The following is a 22,383-nucleotide window of genomic DNA, read 5'->3' as shown; positions in this document are numbered from 1 at the left end:
AGAATGATTGTTATAATAAGTATCAACGGATAATAATTATCCGATGCGGAAAAAATACACACATTCACATAGGAGGAAATATTATGTCATTAGTAGGAAAAGAAGTACAAGCATTTACAGCACAAGCATTTCAAAACGGTAAGTTTTTAACGGTTACAGAAGAAGACCTTAAAGGAAAATGGAGTGTCGTTGCATTTTATCCTGCAGACTTTACGTTTGTATGCCCAACAGAGTTAGAAGATTTACAAAATAATTATGCAGCATTAAAAGAGTTGGGTGTTGAGATATATTCGGTTTCAACAGACACACACTTTGTACATAAAGCATGGCATGACACATCTGAAGCTATCAAAAAAATTGAGTATGTAATGATTGGGGATCCATCGCATGTGATTTCAAGAAACTTTGATGTGCTTATTGAAGATGAAGGTATCGCAGACCGTGGAACTTTTATTATCGACCCAGACGGAGTTATCCAAGCGGTTGAAATCAATGCGGGGAATATCGGACGTGATGCATCAGCTTTATTTGATAAAATCAAGGCGGCACAATATGTACGTAAGCATCCGAATGAAGTGTGTCCTGCAAAATGGAAGGAAGGAACAGAAACGCTTAAACCAGGACTTGATTTAGTAGGAAAGATTTAAAGAGGTGTTCATATGCTACTTGATGCAGAGATTAAACAACAGTTAAAACAATATCTTGAGATGCTTGAACAAGACATTGTCATCAGGCAAAGCTTAGATGCATCACAAGTATCTAAAGATATGGCTGCACTTGTAGAAGAGCTGGCGACAATGTCAACTCGAATTCATGTTGAAGAGGGAGAGCTTGAACGCACACCGAGTTTTAGTGTGAACCGTCAAGGGGAAGATACCGGCATTGTCTTTGCCGGTATTCCTTTAGGGCATGAATTTACGTCGCTTGTATTGGCTCTTTTACACGTCAGTGGTCGAAAGCCAAAAATTGATCAAGCGTTGATTGAGAAGATTCAATCGATTAAGGGAGAGTACAGTTTCGAGACCTATGTCAGTTTAAGTTGCCACAACTGTCCCGATGTTGTTCAGGCGTTAAACATTATGAGTGTCTTAAATCCTGGAATTCGCCATACAATGATTGACGGTGCTGTTTTTAAGGATGAGGTTGAAGCTAAAGATATTATGGCAGTACCATCGGTTTATCTCAACAAGGAATTCCTTGAAAGTGGTCGTATGGACATTGAAGATCTGTTAAAGCTTATGGGAGAGACGGCTACAGAAGGACCAAAGTTAAGTGATGCGCCTTATGATGTCTTTGTCATTGGGGGAGGTCCTGCAGGTGTAAGTTCGGCAATCTATGCAGCAAGAAAAGGAATTCGTGTTGCTTTATTGGCTGAACGCATTGGGGGACAAGTTCTTGACACTTTAGGGATTGAAAACTTGATTTCGGTTCCATATACAGAAGGGCCAAAGCTCGCCGGGCATCTTAATGACCACATTGGACACTACAAAAATATTGATGTTATCCTAAGGCAAAAAGTGACCCAGTTACGCCGAGAAGATTTTGTAGAGGTAACGCTAGAAGATGGAACGATTGCAAAGGCAAAGACTGTGATTATTGCCACTGGCGCCCGATGGCGCAACATCAATGTCCCAGGTGAGCAAGAGTTTAAAAATAAGGGTGTAGCTTATTGTCCGCACTGTGATGGACCTTTCTTTGAAGGTAAGGATGTGGCAGTGATTGGTGGAGGAAACTCCGGGATTGAGGCAGCCATTGATTTGGCAGGAATTGTAAAACAGGTGACGGTATTGGAATTTTTACCGGAATTAAAAGCAGATCGTGTTTTGCAAGAGCGGTTATACAGTTTGCCCAATGTCACTGTCCTTAAAAATGTTGAGACGAAAAAAATCACAGGAGATCAAAAAGTTACTGGGATTGAATATATGGATCGGGAGACAAAACAGGTCGCCAATGTAGATTTAGACGGTGTGTTTGTTCAGATTGGTCTTGTACCCAACACGGAATGGTTAGGTGAGAACATAGAGAGAAACCGATTTGGTGAAATCGTTGTTGATGCCCACGGAGCAACATCGATGGAAGGTGTGTTTGCAGCAGGAGACTGTACCAACAGCCCATATAAGCAGATTGTTATTTCTATGGGATCGGGTGCAACAGCAGCCCTAAGTGCTTTTGACTATCTCTTGCGTCATTAGCAAAAAAATCATTAGAGGTTATTCTATCATGGGTTAATAATCCATGGATAGAGTAGCCTCTTTATGTTTTTCTACAATAAAAAAATATGCTATAATAAACAAATAAGGAGCAAAATATAATCCTAAGTGGGTATAACAGAGGAGGAGCATGTGGATAAGATTAAGATTGGAATTATAGGGTGTGGATGGTTTGCGAATTTTCATTTAGATAATTTACTTAAAATGGAGCATGTTGATGTTATTGCTTTTTCCGGAAGTAATCCAGAAAAGCTAGAAACTATAGGAAAGCGTGTGCCTACAGCAAGACTATATAGCCACCATCAAGCTATGTATGAGCAAGAAAAAGAAATCGATGGTGTATTTATCTGCATTCCGCCGAATCGTCACGAAGATGCAGAACGTCTAGCGGCTGCCTATGGCATTCATATTTATGTAGAAAAACCTATAGATGTATCTTATGAACGTGCCAAAGAAACAGCGCGTATTATTCAAGAGTCCCAAATTATCAACAGTGTAGGCTATCAAGAGCGGTATAATCCCGAAGTTGATTTTCTAAAAAAACATCTACAGATAAAGAATGTGGGATTAATACAAGGACAATGGATTGGTGGAATGCCTCAGGTACATTGGTGGCGGCAAAAAAAGATGTCCGGAGGTCAGATTGTCGAGCAAAGCACACACATATTTGACATGTTACGCTATTTATTTGGTGAAGTTGAGACGGTATATAGTACTGCTGTTAAAGGTTTAATAACGGATGTAGAGGATTATGATCTTGAAGATGCATCAGCGACGACGCTGACATTTGCTTCTGGAAAAGTAGCAACCATCCTCACAGCATGCTATGTTGCAGATATTATGAATTATAACGGTGTGGGATTTCAAATCATTTGTGCGGACGAGGTGATTAATTATCGTTGGCAACAAGATATTACATATACCCAAACCAAGCAAAGTGCATGCCGTAGATTTATTAAAGACATGCATTTTCAATCAGCACAAGCGTTTATTCAAGCGATTGTAGATAAAGATGCAAGTTTGATTAAGTCGGATTATAATGATGGATTAAAAACCCTTGAACTGACTTTGGCGGCGAATCGATCGTTAGAAAAGCATCAACCGGTGAAGCTTAAACATCAATAACATCTAAGGATACCATATAAAGGATATTACAATGAATAATAAAGAGCTTACATTTCATTATAGACAGATGTATGATGCGGCTGTTGCTGCGATAGTTCACCAACGCTATCAACTTGATACAATGCTTGATTGTCCAACGGATAATCGGCGAGGGATAACGCTGTTGATTCGACCGACAAAAAGTGTTCGTAAGAATATAGTGCAGTTTTTGCAGCAGATACAGCAGATAGAGCCGGAGCAATATTATTATCCTGAGACGGATATGCATCTTACGGTGCTATCTATTGTATCTTGTGTAGAAGGGTTTGTGCTTGAAGATGTGGATCTTTTAAAAGTCAAAACAATCATCCAAGATACGTTAGCAAAGATGCCACGATTTTCAATTGATTTTTATGGGATTACAGCCTCTCCATCATGTATACTGATTCAAGGGTTTCCAAAACAAGAAACCCTAAATCTGATGCGCGAACGCTTAAGAGAGGCGTTTGCACAATCGAATTTAGGGTTGTCGATTGATGCAAGATATACATTAAATACAGCACATATGACAGTGATTCGATTAAGAAAACCATTACATGATAGTGGTCTTTTTTGCAGATACATTGACCGATATCGTACATTTGATTTTGGCAGTGCACAGGTAGATACTATTGAGTTAGTATATAATGATTGGTATCAACGGCACTTAAAATGCATGCCATTAACATCATACCCGTTGTTGTGATTGAATATAACGGGCAAGGTGCTGAAGCTTTTGAGCGCTATGGCTAAAAAACATTTTATATGCTTCACAAAAATAATTATCATATAAATCTTCAGTTGCCATGTTTTTCGTATCCACAAACATCTCTTTATGGCGACGGCATCCACTTCGACAGAGTCTAAGATAAGGGCATGTGTCACATTCTTTTGCATGGTGATTACCACTAGCGAGAAACTCCTTAGCCAAGTCTCCAAACATCATGTCCTCAAGGGCATCGTTATTAATATTACCAAGCTTCCATTGATCCAAAACATAAAAGTCGCATGGATAGACAGAACCATCGGCTTCAATGACTGGATTGACACTACAAAAACCATTCATATCGCAGCTTTCTGGCGGCATACCTAATAGCATTTGGACATAGTTGTCAAACAACCGGATACTGATACGTTCACCTTGAAGAATATCTTGATACCAAAGGTCAAATAATTGGATGAGAAATTCTCCATAGTCTTTTGGTGTGATATTATATGGTTTTAAGGTGGCGTCATTGAAGTCGCTGATGCAAGGAATAAATTGCAGATACTGATAGTTTTGCGTTTTAAAATACCGATAGATTTTTTGTACGTGACGTACAGTGTTTTTGGTGACAACCGTTAGAATGTTGAACTCAACTTTATGTTTGGTCATTAATTTTGCCGCTTGGTCAACGGTTTTGAAGGTACCTTTTTTCTTGGTGTCTAATCGGTTCAGATCATGCATGTCCTTGGGACCATCCAGGGACAGACCAACAAGAAAATGATGTTCATGTAAAAATGCGCAGAAGTCTTCATCAAGCTGAGTTCCGTTGGTTTGTATTGCATAATGGATGGTTTGTGTGGATTTATATTGATTAACCGTTGAGACAAAGTTTTTAAAATAGTCAAGCCCAATAAGTGTCGGTTCTCCACCTTGGAAGGCAAAAGTCACATGGTCCGTGGCACTTTCAAGCGCTTTTTTAATGAGAGCATCCATCGTAGATGGCTGCATAAGTCCATAACTTTTGTGGTCGCGATTGGCAGCAACATCATAGTAAAAGCAGTATTTACATCCAAGGTTACAGTTGGATGACGAGGGTTTGATCAATAATGAAATATTTTTTGGCATAAGTCGCTCCTTTAAGATCAGTGCAAAAATTCACTAATATAAAGTATAAAACATTTCATAGGCGATTTCAATGTCAACCTAGGCGAAGTCATTAAAAGATGATAAAATAAAGAAAAATGCATGATATAACAAAGAACGAAGTAGGTAAGAAGCGGGCAAGAAGGAGGATAGCATAATGTATAAATTGATAGTTGTCGATGATGAGGCGGTTATACGTAATGGACTTGTTCATGGAAATCCATGGAATACATGGGGGTTTGAGATCGTGGGGCAGGCAAGCGATGGCTTAGAGGCGATTGAGATTATCAAAGAACAAGCGCCGGATGTTGTCTTAACAGATATACGTATGCCAAAATATGATGGCGTTCAGCTCATGGAATATCTAAATGCAAACTATCCTTCCATAAAAATAGTTATCTTAAGTGGATATAGTGATTTTGAATATTTGAACAAGTCGATTAAGAATAATGTCTTTGACTATTTGCTTAAGCCGACGCAAGAAGAAGATTTTATTGACTTGTTTTCGAGATTAAAGCAAAAACTTGATGAAGACAATGCGGAAAAAGCGTATATCAAGGAGCTAGAATGGGCGCAACAATTAATGAAATTAAATTCATACCTTATGGGAATTACAACATTTACTTCAGAAGAGATGAAGTGGATTCCTGAAAAAGGCTTTGTCACATTGTGGACCATGGAAAAAGATAAACGTGAAGAAGCATTTAGCCAGTTGAAAAATAAAAATCAAAAGCTTCAAAGTGTGTTTTACCAGATTTTTCCGGAGATCCTCATAGGAATATCTAAGCAGAGTCCTAAAGAACTGTTTGAGCAAATGCAAAACAACTATCCGACACTCAGTGTTGGGGTTAGCCAAGAATTTGAAGAAAAAAATTACTATCTTGCATACCAAGAAGCAAAAGAAGCCCTTGAACAAACACGATATACAGGTTCTGGACAATGGATTGCTTATGAAACGTTGGCGAGTGCAAACTTATCCCCCCTAGCACAAGAGATTTTACATATTGTGACAGAAGAATATAATAATAACATTATATCATTAGACTATATTGGAGAACGGGTAGATAAGACACCGTCGTATATTTCGAAAGTATTTAAAAAAGAGATTGGATATAATTTTACAACTTATATTACTAAAAAACGTATGGAAAAAGCCAAAGAGATGTTGCAAGATATCTCCATCAAGGTTTATGAAATTGGTGAAGAACTGGGGTATGCAGACCCATCCACATTTATTAAAGTGTTTAGAAAAACATATGGCATGAGTCCCAATGAATATCGTGAACAAATAGAAAGAGGAACCTTCGAATGAAAACACTAAAAAAAATGAATCATCATAAGAAGAACCGTTCTTGGATGCAAAAAATAATAGGGCTATTGCTTTTAGCCTTAATCCCTATTATTTTGCTGGTGACGGTTCTTTTTCTTAATACCAATCGGACATTACAAGATAAAGCTATTGAAAATATGTTGTACGGAGCAAAGGAAGTACGTGCAAAGCTAGATGATACAATTCTTAACGTATATGGAGTAAGTGACACGTTTGCATCAGAGCAAAGGCTGTTGGAGTACTTAGACCGTACTTATGAAAGTAAGATGCTTAAGCGTCAGTCGACAGTATTAATTATGCGTAGAATTTTTGATGGATATAACTTGTTAAAACAAAATGAACAGATTGCTTCAATTTATACATATAAAGATGAAGTGTTTAACTTTGTCGATCCGAATAATGATCAAGAAGATATTAAGGCAAAGTTGATGGAGTTAAATATTGATGATCCGGAGCGTCTAGGGAAGTTTTACTGGTATCCACTTATGGATAACTTTTTAACCATGACAACCTATAATGAAGTTCGCAAGGACAAAGTTATTGTAGGAACACGTCGTGTCTTTTCTCCATTAAAATCCCAATATGCCTATATTCATATTTTTGCTCTTCAAGAAGAAGATTTATATGAGAAATATATGAATTTACACGAACAATTAGGTGCCCAAATATATATTGTCAACGAGCGTGCAGAGTTACTTTCATCTTCGGATGAAGTGGCGTTAGAGCAACCGGAGGCAGTACTCAATCGACAAAAGGACTGGATACAAAAAATAGAGCAAGAAGAAGGGGACGATGGATATATTAAGATACATATGGATAAAGTGCCCTATTACTTAGCATTTTCCTCATCTCAAGTCAACGGTTGGAAAAGCATTGTGCTATTGCCTGAAAAAGCAGTGCTTGCAGAAAATCAACAGCTCTATATTCAAGTTATATGGATTTTGGTGCTTATTGCACTGATATACATAGGTATCATGCTATATATGTATCGTGGATTTATGAATCCGATTAACCAGTTGATTTTTTCCATGGAAAAAGTTTATGAAGGTGATTTGGATCAAGAGCTGGAAGAAAAAGGGCGCGAAGAAGTTAAACGAATGTTAAGGCATTATAATTCCATGCTCAAAAGTATCAAGACGAATATTAAAGAGCGCTTAGAGAGTGAACAGCAAAAAAAACAGCTGGAATATGAAGTGTTGATGAGTCAAGTGAACCCGCATTTTCTCTATAATACACTAGAAAGCATTGTGTGGATGGCGACAGAAGCCAAACGTCCGGATATCCGACGTCTGGCGGCTTCCTTAGGGCGCCTATATCGCTTGTCAGTTGGGGATGGACAGGAAGTTGTTTCTATAAATAAAGAGATTGAACATGTAACGGCGTATTGCCACATTCAAAAGAATAGATATCAAGAAAAGGTGAATTTTCAGATTGAAGCAGATCCGGAATTGACCAATAAGTATTATGTAATCAAGATGATTTTGCAGCCGGTTGTTGAAAATATCTTCATACACGCGGTGGACCACAGTGAAAGTCCGGTAAGCATTAGCCTTCGATTAAAAGAAGATCATAAATACCTACGGTTTTTTATTGCAGATAATGGAGTCGGCATCGATAGACAAGTGCTGTTAAAAATTGAGGCTGAGTTAAGAGAAAGTGGTGAACAAAACAAAGCACGCGATAGGCGAAGTACAGGCATCGGTTTAGGCAGTGTTTACAAACGCTTACGTTTACATTATGGTGACATGGCCAATGTGAAAATATATAGTCGAAAAGGAAAAGGAACCGTTGTTGTCCTTCAAATACCCAAAATTGACTATAAATAAAAAATCCAGACTATTTAAGAAGCGGATAGATGCAGATATAATGAATGTATAACATAATTACATTTTGGGAGGAAAAATTTATGAAAAAAATGCGTTTACTATCCTTGATTCTTGTTTTTACAATGGCAGTGAATCTTTTTGCAGGATGTACAAAGGCGGATGAAGACAACAGTTCTCAAACAACTGTAGACAATGGAGAGGCAACAACAGAGACAGAAAATGGCCAAGAGACAGAAGATACTTCAGGCAAAAAATATGATGGAGTTACATTAAAGTGGGCAGTAACTGAAACTGGTGCTTCAACAGGTGAAAATGTTGAGCTCATCGAAAAGATTAAAGAAGACTTAGGAATCAACATTGAATTTACAATCGTGCCAACACCAAAAGATGGTGAAATCGACAGAACATTAGTTAGTTTGATGGCAGGAGACGAACTTGATATTGTATATTCAGCAACACCATCATTAAAAATCTATCAATCAGCAGGCGTGTTAACACCACTTGATGAACTGGCTGAAAACATGGGTTATGATATGAAAGAAGTGTTTGGAGAAAACTTGCCAGTATTTGATGGAGCGGTATATGGTTTACCGGCATACAGTGATATCTGGTTGACATTCTACAACAAAAAAGTATTTGATGATGCAGGTGTTCCATATCCAGAAGCTGAAGGTTGGACTTGGGAAAAATACATCGAAACAGCAGAAAAGTTAACGGACATAGAAAACGGTGTATGGGGATCATACATGCTTGACTACAACAACTACTACTATATGTATGCAACACAAAAAGGTGCGGATGCATATAAGGCAGATGGAACATCAAACTTTGACGATCCGCTATACTCAGAAGCATTAAAATTCTTTGCAGACTTAGGTAACGAGAAGGAAATTCAACCAACAATGGGAATGCTCGCAGCAGGAGAATACCCATGGAATGCTTTTGCAGCAAGCGACAACATCGGAATGTTTGTTTGTGGTGGATGGGTGACATCCTTATTGAAAAACCATGAAAAATATCCAAGAGAATGGAAAGCTGGAATTCTTCCAATGCCTTATCCAGAAGGAAGCGAAGCTTCAACACTTGTAGTTAACGGAAACTATGCAATCCCAACAACAAGTGCAAACAAAGAAGCGGCGTTTGAAGCGGTAAAATACATGGCAGAAAATCAATACGAACTTGGATACGGTCGTGTACCGGCGCGTGTTAACCTTTCAGATGAAGAAATCACACGATACATCGAAGAAGAACTAGGTGCAGATTTTGTTGATGATGGAATTACAGTAGAAGACTTTAGAGCAGGATGGTTTGATGCAGAGCGTATTCCTTATCCAGAAAAAATCATAGGTACAGCAGATACAAGTATTAACCAAATTTGGTTTGAAGAAGCACAAGAGTATGGCTTAGGTATTAAGCCACTTGAAGAAACAATGCAGTCAATTCAAGAGCGATCAAATCGTGCGATCGAAGAAGCTAAACAATAAGCTAAGACACGATACTGATAATACGCCGCTACGATTGTAGCGGCGTTTTCATAGAAAGAGGTGTTGTTGTGAAAAGAAGACAACTTATGGAAACGTTGACAGGGTATATGTTTATCGTACCTTATATATTACTGTTTACGATATTTACTGGGATTCCGTTTGTCATTGCGATGGGATTATCCTTTGTCAATGTAAAATATATAACGAAGCTAGATAATATTCAATTTGTAGGACTTGAAAACTTTGTTCGCTTTTTTAGTGATCCAGACGCGTTAGCGGCATTAGAAAGAACGGCGATATATTCATTGATTTATGTTCCGCTAATTATGATTATAGGGTTTGTTCTAGCCGTCATTTTAAATAAGGGAGTCTTTTTTAAGAAGACACTACGTTCGATGGTATTTTTACCCTATGTATCCAACATGGTTGCCGTTGCAGTTGTCTTTCGGTTATTGCTTGGTGCAAGAGGACCCGTCGTTGGGCTATTACTTAAACTTGGAGTGGAAAATCCCCCCATTCTTTTAACTGATGCAAAGTTAGTTCTACCAACAGTAGTAGCTATTGCGGTATGGAAAAGTGTTGGTCTTAATATGATTGTATATTTGGCGGCACTACAAGGTGTTCCCAAGGCGCTTAATGAGGCGGCTCGTATTGACGGAGCGACAAGATTCCAACAGATTATACATGTAACTTTACCGGTAGTCTCACCAACAACGTTCTTCCTATCGATTAGTTCGTTGATAACATCGTTACAAAACTTTACAGTTATTCAATCACTGACACAAGGTGGACCGGGACAAGCAACAACAGTGATGTCCATTAATATCGTCCGAACAGCTTTCACGCGTTTTGATACTAGTTATGCCAGTGCGCAGGCGATGGTCATGTTCGCTGTGGTTATGTTGATAACGTTGGTGCAGTGGCGTGGACAAAAAAAATGGGTGACATACTAAAAGGGAGGAAAAGCAGTGGAAATCAGATCAAAAAAAATAACGAAAGTCATACTAACAGTTGTTATGATTATGATTGGGATTGGATCAATCTTCCCCTTTGTATTTATGATTCTATCAGCTTTTAAAGTAGAAAGTGAAGTCTTACAAGCCTCTTTTAAATTATGGCCAAGTGAGTGGATTTTGGATAATATTAAAGCCTTATTTGTAAGTGATTATTATGACTTTATGCAGTGGTATCGCAATACAATAATAATGACAGGAACCAGTCTTTTATTAAAGTTCTTTTTTGTAAGCTATACAGCTTACGGATTTTCAAAAATTAAGTTCAAAGGACGGGACTTGATTTTTATGATTCTCTTAGCAGCATTGATGATTCCAAGTGATATTATGATTTTACCTCGTTATATTATCTTTAAAAAGATAGGGATTCTTAACACCATGTGGGCAATTATATTACCAAGCCTTGTGGATGTATACTTTGTGTTCTTATTAAGACAAGCATTTATCAGCATTCCGGAATCATTGTCTGAAGCTGCACGTATTGATGGATGTGGACATTTTAGGATTTATTTTAAGATTATTATGCCATTAGCAAAACCATCGGTTGCAACGATGATGCTTTTCTCCTTTGTGTGGATATGGAATGATTATATGAGCCCTTATCTATACATATCAGATGTAAGTAAGCAAATGCTTTCTGTAGGTATACAGTTATTTGCAACAGGACAAGTGTTAAACTATGGTGTACTAATGGCTGGAGCGACATTAGTCTTACTGCCGGTCATCGTCATCTTTATCTTCGCCCAAAACTACTTTGTTGAAGGTGTAGCAGCAAGTGGGGTGAAAGGATAATGGAGAGAGTAAAAAATCAGCAGTTATATGAAGAGGCACTTATTCAAGCAAGAGACCATGTGCTAGAAGTGTTGGAGAACAGCCGGGAACTGAAGGAAGGATTCTTCCCGGCACCGGCAGCAGAAGGTGGAATATATAGAAAACATCCTAATGATGAATGTTGGACAGAAGGTTTTTATTCAGGGATATTAAGCTTGGCGCATGAGGCTAAACCATCACCGATGTTAAGACAGCTAATTGAAAAGCATGTCGACAGTTTTGAGGAACGTCTTGAACATAAGTGGGTATTAGACCATCATGATATTGGTTTTTTATATTCCTTGTCTTGTGTAGCAGCATATAAAACATTAGGTCTTAAAAAAGCGAAAGAGACAGCTCTTGAAGCAGCAAGATGGCTTATTCATCGATATACACCCGAAGGCAAATTCATTCAGGCTTGGGGCCCGATGAAAGCACCAGAAAGTTATCGCTTAATTATTGATGCATACATGAATATTCCACTACTATTTTGGGCACATGAACAAACCGGTGAAAAAGAATTTTATGAAGTGGCTTCTAACCATGCATATACCGCACTACAAGTTGTTTTGCGTGAAGATTATGGTACCCATCATACCTACTATTTTGATACAAAAACCCATAAACCACTACGAGGAGAAACGGCACAAGGGTATAGAGATGATTCGTCGTGGGCGCGAGGGCAAGCATGGGGAATATATGGATTTATGTTAGCCTATGCATATACCAAAGATCCGGTTTTTGTTGATGCATTTGTTAAGGTTACAGACTATTTTATTGAACATCTACCGGCGGACTATATTCCATATTGGGACTTGGCTTTTAGTGATGGAGCGCAGGAACCTAGAGACTCTTCATCATCAGCAATAGCCATTTGCGGTATTTTAGAAGGGGCGAAGCAGCTTCCATCTTTGGCTCAGACAGAGCGTTATCTAGAGAGTGCACATAAAATGATGGAATCATTAGTGAACAATTATACGCCAAAGAGTATTCAAGAATCCGAAGGATTATTACTTCATGGAGTATATTCGATTCCGCATAATCAAGGTGTTGATGAGAGTAATATATGGGGCGATTATTTTTATATGGAGGCTTTAGTGCGTTTAACACAAAACTGGAACCCATATTGGTAAGAGAAAATAACATAATTAATAAAAAAATGTTGAAAATTTTTGCGAAAAATTAATTGCAAAGCAAGAAATATAAAAAAAGTAACAATAATCATGTATTCGCTTGGAGAGACAGTGCTTATAATAAGGGTATCTTATAATAAAAAAGGAGAAAAGATATTATGAAAAAAGCACTAAGTATTTTATTGGTATTGGTATTGTCTGTAGGACTTTTTGCAGGTTGCCAAAATGATGAAACAGCAAATTCAGGCGATGCATCAACGGGGAATTCCCAAGATACAAATAATGATGCAGGATCCGATGCAACAACAGGGGATGATGTACAAGAACAACAATTAACAGTTGCAGCCATTGAGACAGCTTATGGAGCACAGATGTGGACAGATGTTGCCGCAGCTTTTGAAGCGATACACCCAGGTGTGAGCATTGAGCTGATTGTTGATAAAAACTTGGAAGATGCTATTAGTCCAAGCATGAAAGCAGGAGACTATCCAGATGTTGTTCATCTAGGCGTAGGTCGTCCAGCAGCGTTGACAGAGACCCTTATAAAAGAACAAGCAATTCTTGATATCACAGACGTGTTGTCAATGAATGTTCCAGGGGAAGACATTACAGTATCTGAAAAATTAATTCCAGGATTTACATCAACTAGAATCACAAACCCATATGGTGATGGTAAGACTTATTTAGCACCAATGTTTTATAGTCCTTGCGGTTTATTCTATAATGCAGCACTATTTGAAGAAAAAGGTTGGGAAGTACCAACAACTTGGGACGGAATGTGGGAACTTGGCGAAAAAGCTAAGGCGGAAGGTATCGCATTATTCACATATCCTACAACAGGGTACTTTGATGCACTTTTCTATGGATTGTTAAATGTTACTGGTGGTCCAACACTATTTAACGCAGCAATGACATATGAAGAAGGCATTTGGACAACAGATGAAGCACAAAAAGCATTTGACATTGTTGAAAAATTGGCATCATATACAGAAGCAACAACACCAGCAAATGCGAACAATGAAAACTACTTAAAAAATCAGCAACTTATTTTAGATAACGAAGCATTATTTATGCCAAATGGTACTTGGGTAACAGGTGAAATGGCAGATGCTCCAAGAGCGGAAGGTTTTGAGTGGGGATTCACAGCGCTACCAGCACTTGATGACACTTCAGACCAATATTCCTATACATTTTTTGAACAAGCATGGGTTCCAGCAGCGGCAAAGAATCCTGAGCTAGCAAAAGAATTTATTAGTTTCTTATACTCAGATGAAGCAGCAGCTATTTTTGCGGCTAGCAATGCAGTTCAACCTATTTTTGATATGACAGATTACTTAACTGGCGAGAACAAACTTTTCTATAGTGTATACAATGATGGTGCAAAAGCAGCTATGGGTAACTTTGCAGCAACAGAGCCTGTTGAAGGTGTTAACATGGCAGACACATTGTTTGGAACTGTAGATAGTTTGGTAACAGGTGATAAGACACGTGATGAATGGGTTGCAAGCGTTATTGAAGCAAGCAATCGACTTCGTGAAGCATTGAAATAATCGGAATCTATCGAATGAAAAAAATGTAAGGAGATCTTTAGACAAATGAAAAATGGAAGAAGCAGTCGGTTATTTATTACATTGTGTCTTTCTCCTGCAGTGATCTTATTTATCGTTTTTATGGTTATACCTACAATAAACGTATTCAAAATGTCGCTGTTTAAATGGGGAGGCTTTTCGCCAAACAAGGAGTTTGTTGGTCTAAACAACTTTAGAATTCTTTTTGAAGACCAACGGTTCTACCAATCGTTTCAAAATACGTTGTTGCTTTTAATCTTAGTGACAATGATTACATTCTTATTCGCAATATTATTTGCGGCGATCCTTACCCAGGAGAAAATTAAAGGGGCGAATATCTTTAGAATTGTATTTTACATCCCGAATATATTATCTGTTGTAGTCATTGCAGCTATTTTTAGTGCAATATATGACCCTAAAAATGGTATACTCAACAGTTTCATTCGTTTATTTCGACCAGACCAACCAGATATTTTATGGCTAGGCGATCAAAAAATAGTTATCTATAGTTTGGTCGCTGCCATGGTATGGCAAGCGGTTGGATATTATATGGTCATGTATATCGCAAGTATGTCAAGTATTCCAAAAAGCTTGTATGAATCTGCCGGCCTGGAAGGTGCCGGCAAGATTACTCAATTCTTTCAGATTACATTACCACTTATCTGGACGAATATTCGAACGACACTTACATTCTTCATTATTAGTTCAATCAATATGAGTTTTCTCTTTGTGCAAGCAATGACATCAGGTGGACCGGATGGAAGTACAGAAGTTTTCTTAAGTTATATGTATAAACAAGCCTATACGAATTCAAGTTATGGCTATGGTATGGCGATTGGTGTAGTTATTTTTATCTTTTCTTTTGCACTATCTGCCGTTGTCAGCGCAGTTACAAAACGCGAACCGCTTGAATTCTAGGAGGATAATATGAAAAATCTAAAGACAAATTCGCTGTATAAAATTTTTATATATGTTGCACTCATTTCATTAACGATAACAATCATTGTTCCTGTTGGCTGGGTATTTTTAGCTTCAATCAAAGAAAATGCCGAGTTTTATGGAAATCCTTGGGCAATGCCTGCAGGATTTTATATACAAAACTTTGCAGATGCATGGAATAAGGCTAATATGGGAAGCTATATGCTGACGTCAGTTATTGTTACATCATTAGCTATTCTTATTCTTTTGATTGTTGCATTACCTGCATCCTACGTATTAACACGCTTTGATTTTTTTGGCAAGAAATTTTTTAGAGGCATGTTCATGGCAGGTCTGTTTATTAATGTAAACTATATTGTTGTTCCTATCTTCTTGATGTTTGTTGATGCAGACAAATGGATGAACACAACATTTGGTCATGGATTTTTGCTTAACAATATATTTGTATTAGCACTAGTATATGCTTCAACAGCATTGCCCTTTACAATTTATTTACTATCGGGGTATTTGGTTACACTGCCAAAAGACTTTGAAGAAGCTGCGTATGTAGATGGTGCAGGACATTTTCGAACCATGTGCCAGGTTATATTGCCAATGGCAAAACCGAGCATTGTCACCGTTATTTTATTTAACTTTTTATCCTTCTGGAACGAATACATTATTTCAATGACGTTATTAACAAAAGCTGGAGGAGCAAGAACATTACCAGTAGGGCTTATGAACTTAATGAAAGCACAAAATGCAGCTGCGCAATATGGACAGATGTATGCTGGATTGGTCATGGTTATGTTGCCAACGCTTATTCTCTATATCTTTGTACAGAAGCGATTAACGCAAGGAATGACGTTAGGAGGTTTAAAAGGTTAGGATGATAAAAGATGAATATGGAAAAGCAGTCATAAAACGAATCTTTGCATTCTTATGGATTATTGTCGGAACAATTTTTGTCATCATGGGACATAAGGATATAGGGGTTCAAGGATTAATGATTCAAATGTTTGGTTTAGTTATGCTCCTACTTGCATTGTATGTGTATAACAAACCGCATTCTAAATAATGAGGAGTACGAAAAATGAAAGATAACTTAAGAGGAAGACTGACAATACCAACGGACACAGATATTGTTGATGAAACACTTCGAATTGTAGACTTTTTAGGCGCAGATGCAGTGAGAGACTGTGATGGAACAGACTTTCCGGAAGAGCTAAATACCTTAGATGCAAAACGTTATGCAACCTATTATACAACACGTAAAGACAACGCATGGGCAAAACAGCATCCAGAAGAAGTACAACAATGCTACATCATGACAGGATTTTATCTGGCATCGGAAGAGACCTTAGAGATTCCCCTTATGCAAGGGATTAGCGACGAATTGATGCAAGTCAATGAACGAGACAATCCAAAGCGTTGGTGGGAAGTTATTGATCGAACAACGGGACAAGTTGTTGATGCCAGTTTGTGGGATTATAACGATCAGACAGGTCGTGTTCTCATTAATGGATGTAAAGCTTTTCATGAATATACAGTAAGCTTTTTGGCATACCTTATCTGGGACCCGGTACATATGTACAATAGCGTTGTGAATGAGTGGGATGATGTAGAGCATCAAATCACTTTTGATGTTCGCCAGCCAAAAACTCGTGAACATAGTCTTAAGCGGTTAAAAACTTTTCTAGAAGAAAAACCAGATGTAGATGTAGTACGTTTTACAACATTTTTTCACCAGTTTACCCTTGTATTTGATGAACTAAAACGTGAAAAATATGTGGATTGGTATGGCTATTCAGCATCGGTTAGTCCATATATTCTCGAGCAATTTGAAAAAGAAGTTGGATATCCATTTAGAGCGGAATATATTATAGATCAAGGATACTATAATAACCAATATAGAAACCCATCAAAAGAGTTTATGGATTTTGTGCATTTTCAAGTCAAAGAAGTCTCTGCATTAGCAAAAGAATTCGTAGACATTGTGCATGATTATGGCAAAGAAGCGATGATGTTTCTTGGGGACCATTGGATTGGAACAGAACCATTTTTAGAAGCTTTTGGAGAGATTGGGCTTGATGCAGTAGTAGGTAGTGTTGGTAATGGAAGCACCCTTCGACTAATCAGTGATATTGAAGGTGTCAAATACACAGAAGGACGCTTTTTACCTTACTTTTTCCCGGATACATTCCATGAAAATGGAAATCCAATAAAAGAAGCCAAAGAAAATTGGGTTACTGCACGACGTGCGATTCTTCGAAAACCTATAGACCGTATTGGTTATGGTGGATACCTAAAACTTGCATTAGAATTCCCGGATTTTATTGAGTATATTAAGAGTGTGGCCGACGAATTTAGAGTGTTATATGACAATGTCAAAGGAACAACGCCATACTGTGTAAAAACTGTAGCTGTTTTAAATGCATGGGGACATATGCGTGCATGGGGAAATCACATGGTGCATCATGCATTGTACCAAAAGCAAAACTATAGTTATGCAGGTATCGTTGAAGCACTAGCAGGTGGACCGTATGATGTACGCTTTATTAGCTTTGATGATATTAAGCAAGATGCGCATCTTCTTGATGATATAGATGTTATCATTAATGTGGGAGGAGCAGATACAGCCCATAGTGGTGGTTCTTACTGGATAGACGAGCAGATTATTACACGTATTCGACAGTTTATTTATAGCGGTGGTGGATTTATTGGTGTTGGAGAACCAACAGCCCATCAATATCAAGGACGCTTTTTCCAATTAGCAGATGCCCTGGGTGTTGAAAAAGAAACTGGATTTACACTGAACTATGATAAGTACAACTGGCAAGAACAAGAGCACTTTATTACACAAGATTGTGATGGAGACATTGATTTTGGTGAAGGACAAAAAGACATCTTTGCTATGGAAAACACAACAGTCATTGCGCAAAAAGACTTAGGTATTCAACTTGCGACCAATGATTTTGGAAAAGGGCGAAGTGTGTATATTAGCGGATTGCCTTACAGTCATCAAAACGTGCGAATGTTACACCGTGCAATTCTTTTCTCAGCACATGCACAAGAGAGCTTAGAGCAATGGCATAGTACCAACTATCATATTGAAGTCCATGCATATGTGAAAAACAATAAATTCTGTGTTGTGAATAATACTTATGAGCCTCAACAGACAAAAATCTATCGAGGCGATGGAAGTTCCTTTGAATTATCCATGGAAGCCAATGAAATAATTTGGTATAATATCAATGAATAATCTATAGTGATTAAAATTCTGTGAAGATAAGTTAGGGGTAAACATGAGTAATCGTACATATTATTTATCTGACAAAGTTGAAGATATTAATTATGGAGAACTCGTCTATGTTGCCCATTCTTCTTATGAAGGAGAGTGGGCGAGCATTTCCCATACCCATGTTTTATGTGAGATGTTTTTGGTTATTGGTGGTGAAGGTACGATTTATATCGAAGATCAAAAAATTGCCATTGGTCCTTATGACTTTATTGCAATCAACCCCAATGTCAAGCACAGAGAAGTCTCCAGTGAAGATAATCCGCTAGAATATATAGTCTTTGGTGTAGGAAGTATATCCATTGAAATGGATAATAGCCTATACTCAAAAGCGTCTTTTTTGTCCATTACTAAAAAAGTTAATTTTTATACAGAAGAACTTTTGCACATTGGCGATCGTAAAAACAACCATCATCTATTGATGATACAAAATATTTATGAACTTTTATTTTTGGAATATCTGAAAATATCCGGTAATAAAGCGGTTGCTTCAATTACGCAACAAGTGATGCGAGAATGTAATCAGGCAAAGCGGTACATGGAAGCCCACTATGCAGAAAATATCAGCTTGGACCTTCTAGCTGAAGAATTACACTTGAACAAATATTACCTGTCCCACTGTTTTACAAAAACTTATGGGATATCTTTAATGAATTATCTGACGAGTGTCCGTATTCAAGTCAGTAAGAAGTTGTTAAAAGAGACGGATTATAACATTGCATCTATTGCAAACTCTTGTGGATTTACTTCGCAAAGTTATTTTTCCCAATCGTTTAAAAAAATAGTCAAAATGACACCTTATGAATTTCGTAAGCACAATAAATGACCATTGGACTAACATTTAGTTAGAGCAAGGGTCTTTTTTCTTTTTCAGTCGACTTCAGATGTGCTTTGCACCGTTTTCATTGTAAAAAAATTGCCAGATAACTTTTAAGAGCTTAAAATAATTAAAAAGATGAGTGGTAAAATTAAATAAACAAAATTATCAAAACTAAATTTGTAAAGCAATACAAATTTGAAAATATAGAGCAACTAAAAATTGAATTGGTAGATTACCATAGAATCCATTCTTCACTCGATTATTTTAGCCCAGCAAAATATAAACGAATTCACCTTGAAAAATCGGTTTAAAAAAGTATTGCCAATCCAGAATCAATAAAGTGCGGATTCAATCCGTTAATATTAGTAAAAAAATGAACGGTGTTGTGGTATCAATAAATTATATTAGCACATTTGTTGACCGTATTACAGAAATTGCAGATCAAACAAATCTATTAGCGATTAATGCAGCAATCTAAGCCGATAGAAGGAATTACCGTTGTTCACTATATTCATAAAAAAATGAAAAATGCAAAAATCTTCTCAAGTATTCGGATTAGTTTATATCTGAGATTTCTTATTATTTAAGCTTTGCTTTACAAAGTTACTTTGGTAAAGTGTTTAAAAATTAACAGGAATGACACCAAAGGACTATCGAAAGCAAAATCAAATATCAGATAAAAAGGGTGAGTTATTCGCTAAATCACATATGACTTTGTCTGTATTGCATCGGCGTAATATTCATTTGTTCTTTAAATTTTTTGCTGTAGTAAGAGCCATCACTAAAACCAACTTTTAAAGCGATATTTGTAATGGATAAATGGGTAGATTCTAAATAATATAAAGATTCTTGGATACGTATATTTGTTATATATTGATTGAGTGTAATATTCGTAATCTTTTTGAATTGAGAACTTAAATACGTAGGATTGCAAAAAGCATTTTTAGCCAGCAAAGAAAGCGACAAATCCTGATTGAAGTTATCTTTGATAAAAGACATAGTTGTTACAATGTAATTCTTGGCTCTATATGAGGTGTCTTCTGTACGTGTTATTAAGTATTTTTCGTAATCATAAAAGAGAGTATCAAACATTAGAGAAATTATCTTTAAATCCCTATAGAATATAGGATAATTAGCTATTGACAGGATATTATTTCCAATAAATAAAGCGCCAATATAATGATTTTTAATAATGATGGGGATAACGAGTTCGTGAAAATCCGCATAGCAATGTCCCCAAAAAGGTTCTTGAATTTTAAAGGCATGATGCAATGCCTTATTTTTTTGCTTAATACATTGATGAAATCCGTCTGGGGTAGATTTAATATGATTACAATAAAAATTATGATGATAGGCATATGTATTGAGGACACGGCTAATCTCTTGATCAATAAGCGATAAACCAATGACATCATGAAAATTAATATAAACATCATAGTTTTTTTTCAAATCATTTAAACTCTGTTCAATTAAGGTTATAGTTTTTGGCAGATATTCATTTTTTTTAATATTCATCATTTCACCTAATATATTTTGATAAGCATATAATACCAAATATTTTACTAAAACTCAAAAATAATTTTATATCTCATTCTTCGCATTTTTGTTACAGTTATAATATAAAATTATTGAGGAGGCATACATGAAAAAGTATTTTGAAGCAGAAAGAGAAATTCCAATCTTTGGCAACTATGATGTTATTGTCATTGGCGGTGGACCGGCGGGTTTTTCTGCAGCAGTGAATGCAGGGAAAGAAGGGGCGAAGACCTTATTGATTGAACAATCCGGTCAACTAGGCGGAGTTGCAACAACAGGACTAATGAGTCATTGGACAGGAAATACTAAGGGTGGATTTTATGAAGAAATCTTAGTTCGTAGTAATTATTTACATGGTAATGATATCTTAGATTATAAGGAAGAACAAAAACTCATTAATCCAGAACAACTTAAAGTATTAATGCTAGAGATGATTGAGGAAGCAAAGGTGGATTTATTATTATATACATTTGCAGCAGATGTTATCATGGTAGAAAGTGCAATCAAAGGTGTTGTAATAGAAAACAAATCCGGGCGACAAGCGATTTACGGGAAAGTTATTGTAGATGCAAGTGGAGATGGCGACATAGCTGCTAAGTCAGGAGCTAGATTTTATAAAGGACGTGAGTATGATGGAAAAATGCAACCAATGACAATCATGTTTAAAATGGGGGGCGTAAAGACAAAAGAGGTTCGATATGTTACATTTTTTGAAGATAGCTACGAATTAAAAAATGGCGAGGATCTTCAATCATATGCAAGAAAGCATATCCCATATCCTGCAGGGCATGTTTTGATATATCCATCTGTCTTACCTGGTATTGTTACATTAAATATGACCAATGCAATTAAAGTTGATGGAACAAAAGCTGAAGACCTAACTAGAGCTGAAATACAGTGCAGAAAACAAATTCCCATTATTGAAAAATTTTTAAAGGAAAATATACAAGGATTTGAAAATGCATATGTTATGAGTTCTGCATCTATTATTGGTGTTCGTGAGACTCGGCATTTTATTGGGCGTCAAACAATCACAGAAAAGGATATTTTAGAGGCTAAGTTATTTGACGATTGGGCAGTTGTCAATGCACATTTTAATTTTGATGTACATAATTTAGAGGGAGCCGGTCTTGATGAAACGGGAAAGCAAAAGCATTTTAAACAAACAAAATATTATTCGATTCCATATGGATGTTTTGTTCCAGAAAAAATTGAAGGGTTGCTTCTAGCGGGAAGGAATATTTCAGGAACCCATATGGCTCATTCAAGTTATAGAGTTATGCCAATTTGCGTTAATATGGGTCAAGCGGTAGGTATAGCAGCTGCGATATCTGTAAAAAACAAGATCAAGCCAAATGAACTTTCTATAAGTCAGCTTCAAGATCGATTGAAGCAATTAGGGGTACAACCAGAATAAAGTAATTTTAAGCAGGATATTTTTTAAA

Annotated in this window: 19 protein-coding genes; 17 read left to right on the top strand and 2 right to left on the bottom strand. The window is 36.9% G+C overall.

The genetic code is table 11. The features are described from left to right. The first annotated feature begins 83 nt into the window (after positions 1 to 83). From ahpC to QBE53_16435, 4 genes are all read left to right on the top strand, one after another. Entirely contained in the window at positions 84 to 647 is a 564-nt protein-coding gene (ahpC, locus tag QBE53_16450) for an alkyl hydroperoxide reductase subunit C (GenBank protein WZL81367.1), read from the top strand. A 12-nt stretch (positions 648 to 659) separates the two neighbouring features. Beyond that, positions 660 to 2,192 carry an alkyl hydroperoxide reductase subunit F gene (ahpF, locus tag QBE53_16445; protein WZL81366.1) on the top strand — a complete coding sequence of 511 codons (1,533 nt, stop codon included), beginning with the start codon at positions 660 to 662 and terminating at the stop codon, positions 2,190 to 2,192. Between the two features lie 150 nt (positions 2,193 to 2,342). Beyond that, positions 2,343 to 3,335 carry a Gfo/Idh/MocA family oxidoreductase gene (locus QBE53_16440; GenBank protein ID WZL81365.1) on the top strand — a complete coding sequence of 331 codons (993 nt, stop codon included), beginning with the start codon at positions 2,343 to 2,345 and terminating at the stop codon, positions 3,333 to 3,335. A 31-nt stretch (positions 3,336 to 3,366) separates the two neighbouring features. Beyond that, a complete protein-coding gene (locus QBE53_16435; protein ID WZL81364.1) occupies positions 3,367 to 4,059 on the top strand; it encodes a hypothetical protein in 693 nt (230 codons plus the stop codon). On the opposite strand, the gene QBE53_16430 is transcribed toward QBE53_16435, so the two are convergent. Then, a complete protein-coding gene (locus tag QBE53_16430) occupies positions 4,042 to 5,184 on the bottom strand; it encodes an anaerobic sulfatase maturase (GenBank protein ID WZL81363.1) in 1,143 nt (380 codons plus the stop codon). The two genes, QBE53_16435 and QBE53_16430, sit on opposite strands and share 18 nt — an antisense overlap. A 175-nt stretch (positions 5,185 to 5,359) precedes the next feature. On the opposite strand from QBE53_16430, the gene QBE53_16425 reads away from it, so the two are divergent. From QBE53_16425 to QBE53_16370, 12 genes are all read left to right on the top strand, one after another. Beyond that, positions 5,360 to 6,514 carry a response regulator gene (locus tag QBE53_16425; protein WZL81362.1) on the top strand — a complete coding sequence of 385 codons (1,155 nt, stop codon included), beginning with the start codon at positions 5,360 to 5,362 and terminating at the stop codon, positions 6,512 to 6,514. Beyond that, positions 6,511 to 8,358, top strand: coding sequence for a histidine kinase (locus QBE53_16420; GenBank protein ID WZL81361.1), 1,848 nt, complete (start codon positions 6,511 to 6,513; stop codon positions 8,356 to 8,358). Before QBE53_16425 ends, QBE53_16420 begins: the two co-directional genes overlap by 4 nt. An 80-nt stretch (positions 8,359 to 8,438) precedes the next feature. Further along, entirely contained in the window at positions 8,439 to 9,842 is a 1,404-nt protein-coding gene (locus tag QBE53_16415; protein WZL81360.1) for an extracellular solute-binding protein, read from the top strand. Between the two features lie 68 nt (positions 9,843 to 9,910). Then, complete coding sequence (locus QBE53_16410) at positions 9,911 to 10,795, top strand: sugar ABC transporter permease (GenBank protein WZL81359.1); 885 nt, start codon at positions 9,911 to 9,913, stop codon at positions 10,793 to 10,795. A 15-nt stretch (positions 10,796 to 10,810) separates the two neighbouring features. Further along, positions 10,811 to 11,647, top strand: coding sequence for a carbohydrate ABC transporter permease (locus QBE53_16405; GenBank protein ID WZL81358.1), 837 nt, complete (start codon positions 10,811 to 10,813; stop codon positions 11,645 to 11,647). Continuing rightward, complete coding sequence (locus tag QBE53_16400; protein ID WZL81357.1) at positions 11,647 to 12,798, top strand: glycoside hydrolase family 88 protein; 1,152 nt, start codon at positions 11,647 to 11,649, stop codon at positions 12,796 to 12,798. Before QBE53_16405 ends, QBE53_16400 begins: the two co-directional genes overlap by 1 nt. 158 nt (positions 12,799 to 12,956) lie before the next feature. Further along, positions 12,957 to 14,348: a carbohydrate ABC transporter substrate-binding protein gene (locus QBE53_16395; GenBank protein ID WZL81356.1), complete on the top strand. Its 1,392-nt coding sequence runs from the start codon at positions 12,957 to 12,959 to the stop codon at positions 14,346 to 14,348. 45 nt (positions 14,349 to 14,393) lie between these two features. Further along, positions 14,394 to 15,284, top strand: a complete 891-nt coding sequence (locus QBE53_16390; GenBank protein WZL81355.1) for a sugar ABC transporter permease — start codon at positions 14,394 to 14,396, stop codon at positions 15,282 to 15,284. A 9-nt stretch (positions 15,285 to 15,293) separates the two neighbouring features. Then, a complete protein-coding gene (locus QBE53_16385; GenBank protein ID WZL81354.1) occupies positions 15,294 to 16,172 on the top strand; it encodes a carbohydrate ABC transporter permease in 879 nt (292 codons plus the stop codon). Between the two features lies 1 nt (position 16,173). Next, on the top strand, positions 16,174 to 16,362 hold the full coding sequence (locus QBE53_16380; GenBank protein WZL81353.1) for a hypothetical protein: 189 nt from the start codon (positions 16,174 to 16,176) through the stop codon (positions 16,360 to 16,362). A gap of 15 nt (positions 16,363 to 16,377) precedes the next feature. Next, on the top strand, positions 16,378 to 18,546 hold the full coding sequence (gnpA, locus tag QBE53_16375) for a 1,3-beta-galactosyl-N-acetylhexosamine phosphorylase (protein ID WZL81352.1): 2,169 nt from the start codon (positions 16,378 to 16,380) through the stop codon (positions 18,544 to 18,546). Between the two features lie 43 nt (positions 18,547 to 18,589). Beyond that, the gene (locus QBE53_16370; protein ID WZL81351.1) at positions 18,590 to 19,408 is read left to right on the top strand and encodes an AraC family transcriptional regulator; all 819 of its coding nucleotides are present in this window, start codon (positions 18,590 to 18,592) and stop codon (positions 19,406 to 19,408) included. Between the two features lie 696 nt (positions 19,409 to 20,104). Here QBE53_16370 and QBE53_16365 read toward each other — a convergent pair. Continuing rightward, positions 20,105 to 20,917: an AraC family transcriptional regulator gene (locus tag QBE53_16365; GenBank protein ID WZL81350.1), complete on the bottom strand. Its 813-nt coding sequence runs from the start codon at positions 20,915 to 20,917 to the stop codon at positions 20,105 to 20,107. A gap of 127 nt (positions 20,918 to 21,044) precedes the next feature. Here QBE53_16365 and QBE53_16360 point away from each other — a divergent pair, with 127 nt between their 5' ends. After that, entirely contained in the window at positions 21,045 to 22,355 is a 1,311-nt protein-coding gene (locus QBE53_16360) for an FAD-dependent oxidoreductase (protein WZL81349.1), read from the top strand. Positions 22,356 to 22,383 lie beyond the last annotated feature (28 nt).

The organism is Vallitaleaceae bacterium 9-2, from assembly GCA_038396585.1.
GTDB lineage: Bacteria > Bacillota > Clostridia > Lachnospirales > Vallitaleaceae > UBA1351.
Note: the sequence above shows the minus strand (reverse complement) of the source record. Positions and strands in the feature narration are given on the sequence as shown.

Coding starts and splice junctions, on each gene's coding strand:
- ahpC (WZL81367.1), top strand. CDS start 84: ATGTCATTAGTAGGAAAAGAAGTACAAGCATTTACAGCACAAGCATTT.
- ahpF (WZL81366.1), top strand. CDS start 660: ATGCTACTTGATGCAGAGATTAAACAACAGTTAAAACAATATCTTGAG.
- QBE53_16435 (WZL81364.1), top strand. CDS start 3,367: ATGAATAATAAAGAGCTTACATTTCATTATAGACAGATGTATGATGCG.
- QBE53_16430 (WZL81363.1), bottom strand. CDS start 5,184: ATGCCAAAAAATATTTCATTATTGATCAAACCCTCGTCATCCAACTGT.
- QBE53_16425 (WZL81362.1), top strand. CDS start 5,360: ATGTATAAATTGATAGTTGTCGATGATGAGGCGGTTATACGTAATGGA.
- QBE53_16420 (WZL81361.1), top strand. CDS start 6,511: ATGAAAACACTAAAAAAAATGAATCATCATAAGAAGAACCGTTCTTGG.
- QBE53_16415 (WZL81360.1), top strand. CDS start 8,439: ATGAAAAAAATGCGTTTACTATCCTTGATTCTTGTTTTTACAATGGCA.
- QBE53_16400 (WZL81357.1), top strand. CDS start 11,647: ATGGAGAGAGTAAAAAATCAGCAGTTATATGAAGAGGCACTTATTCAA.
- QBE53_16395 (WZL81356.1), top strand. CDS start 12,957: ATGAAAAAAGCACTAAGTATTTTATTGGTATTGGTATTGTCTGTAGGA.
- QBE53_16390 (WZL81355.1), top strand. CDS start 14,394: ATGAAAAATGGAAGAAGCAGTCGGTTATTTATTACATTGTGTCTTTCT.
- QBE53_16385 (WZL81354.1), top strand. CDS start 15,294: ATGAAAAATCTAAAGACAAATTCGCTGTATAAAATTTTTATATATGTT.
- QBE53_16380 (WZL81353.1), top strand. CDS start 16,174: ATGATAAAAGATGAATATGGAAAAGCAGTCATAAAACGAATCTTTGCA.
- gnpA (WZL81352.1), top strand. CDS start 16,378: ATGAAAGATAACTTAAGAGGAAGACTGACAATACCAACGGACACAGAT.
- QBE53_16370 (WZL81351.1), top strand. CDS start 18,590: ATGAGTAATCGTACATATTATTTATCTGACAAAGTTGAAGATATTAAT.
- QBE53_16365 (WZL81350.1), bottom strand. CDS start 20,917: ATGAATATTAAAAAAAATGAATATCTGCCAAAAACTATAACCTTAATT.
- QBE53_16360 (WZL81349.1), top strand. CDS start 21,045: ATGAAAAAGTATTTTGAAGCAGAAAGAGAAATTCCAATCTTTGGCAAC.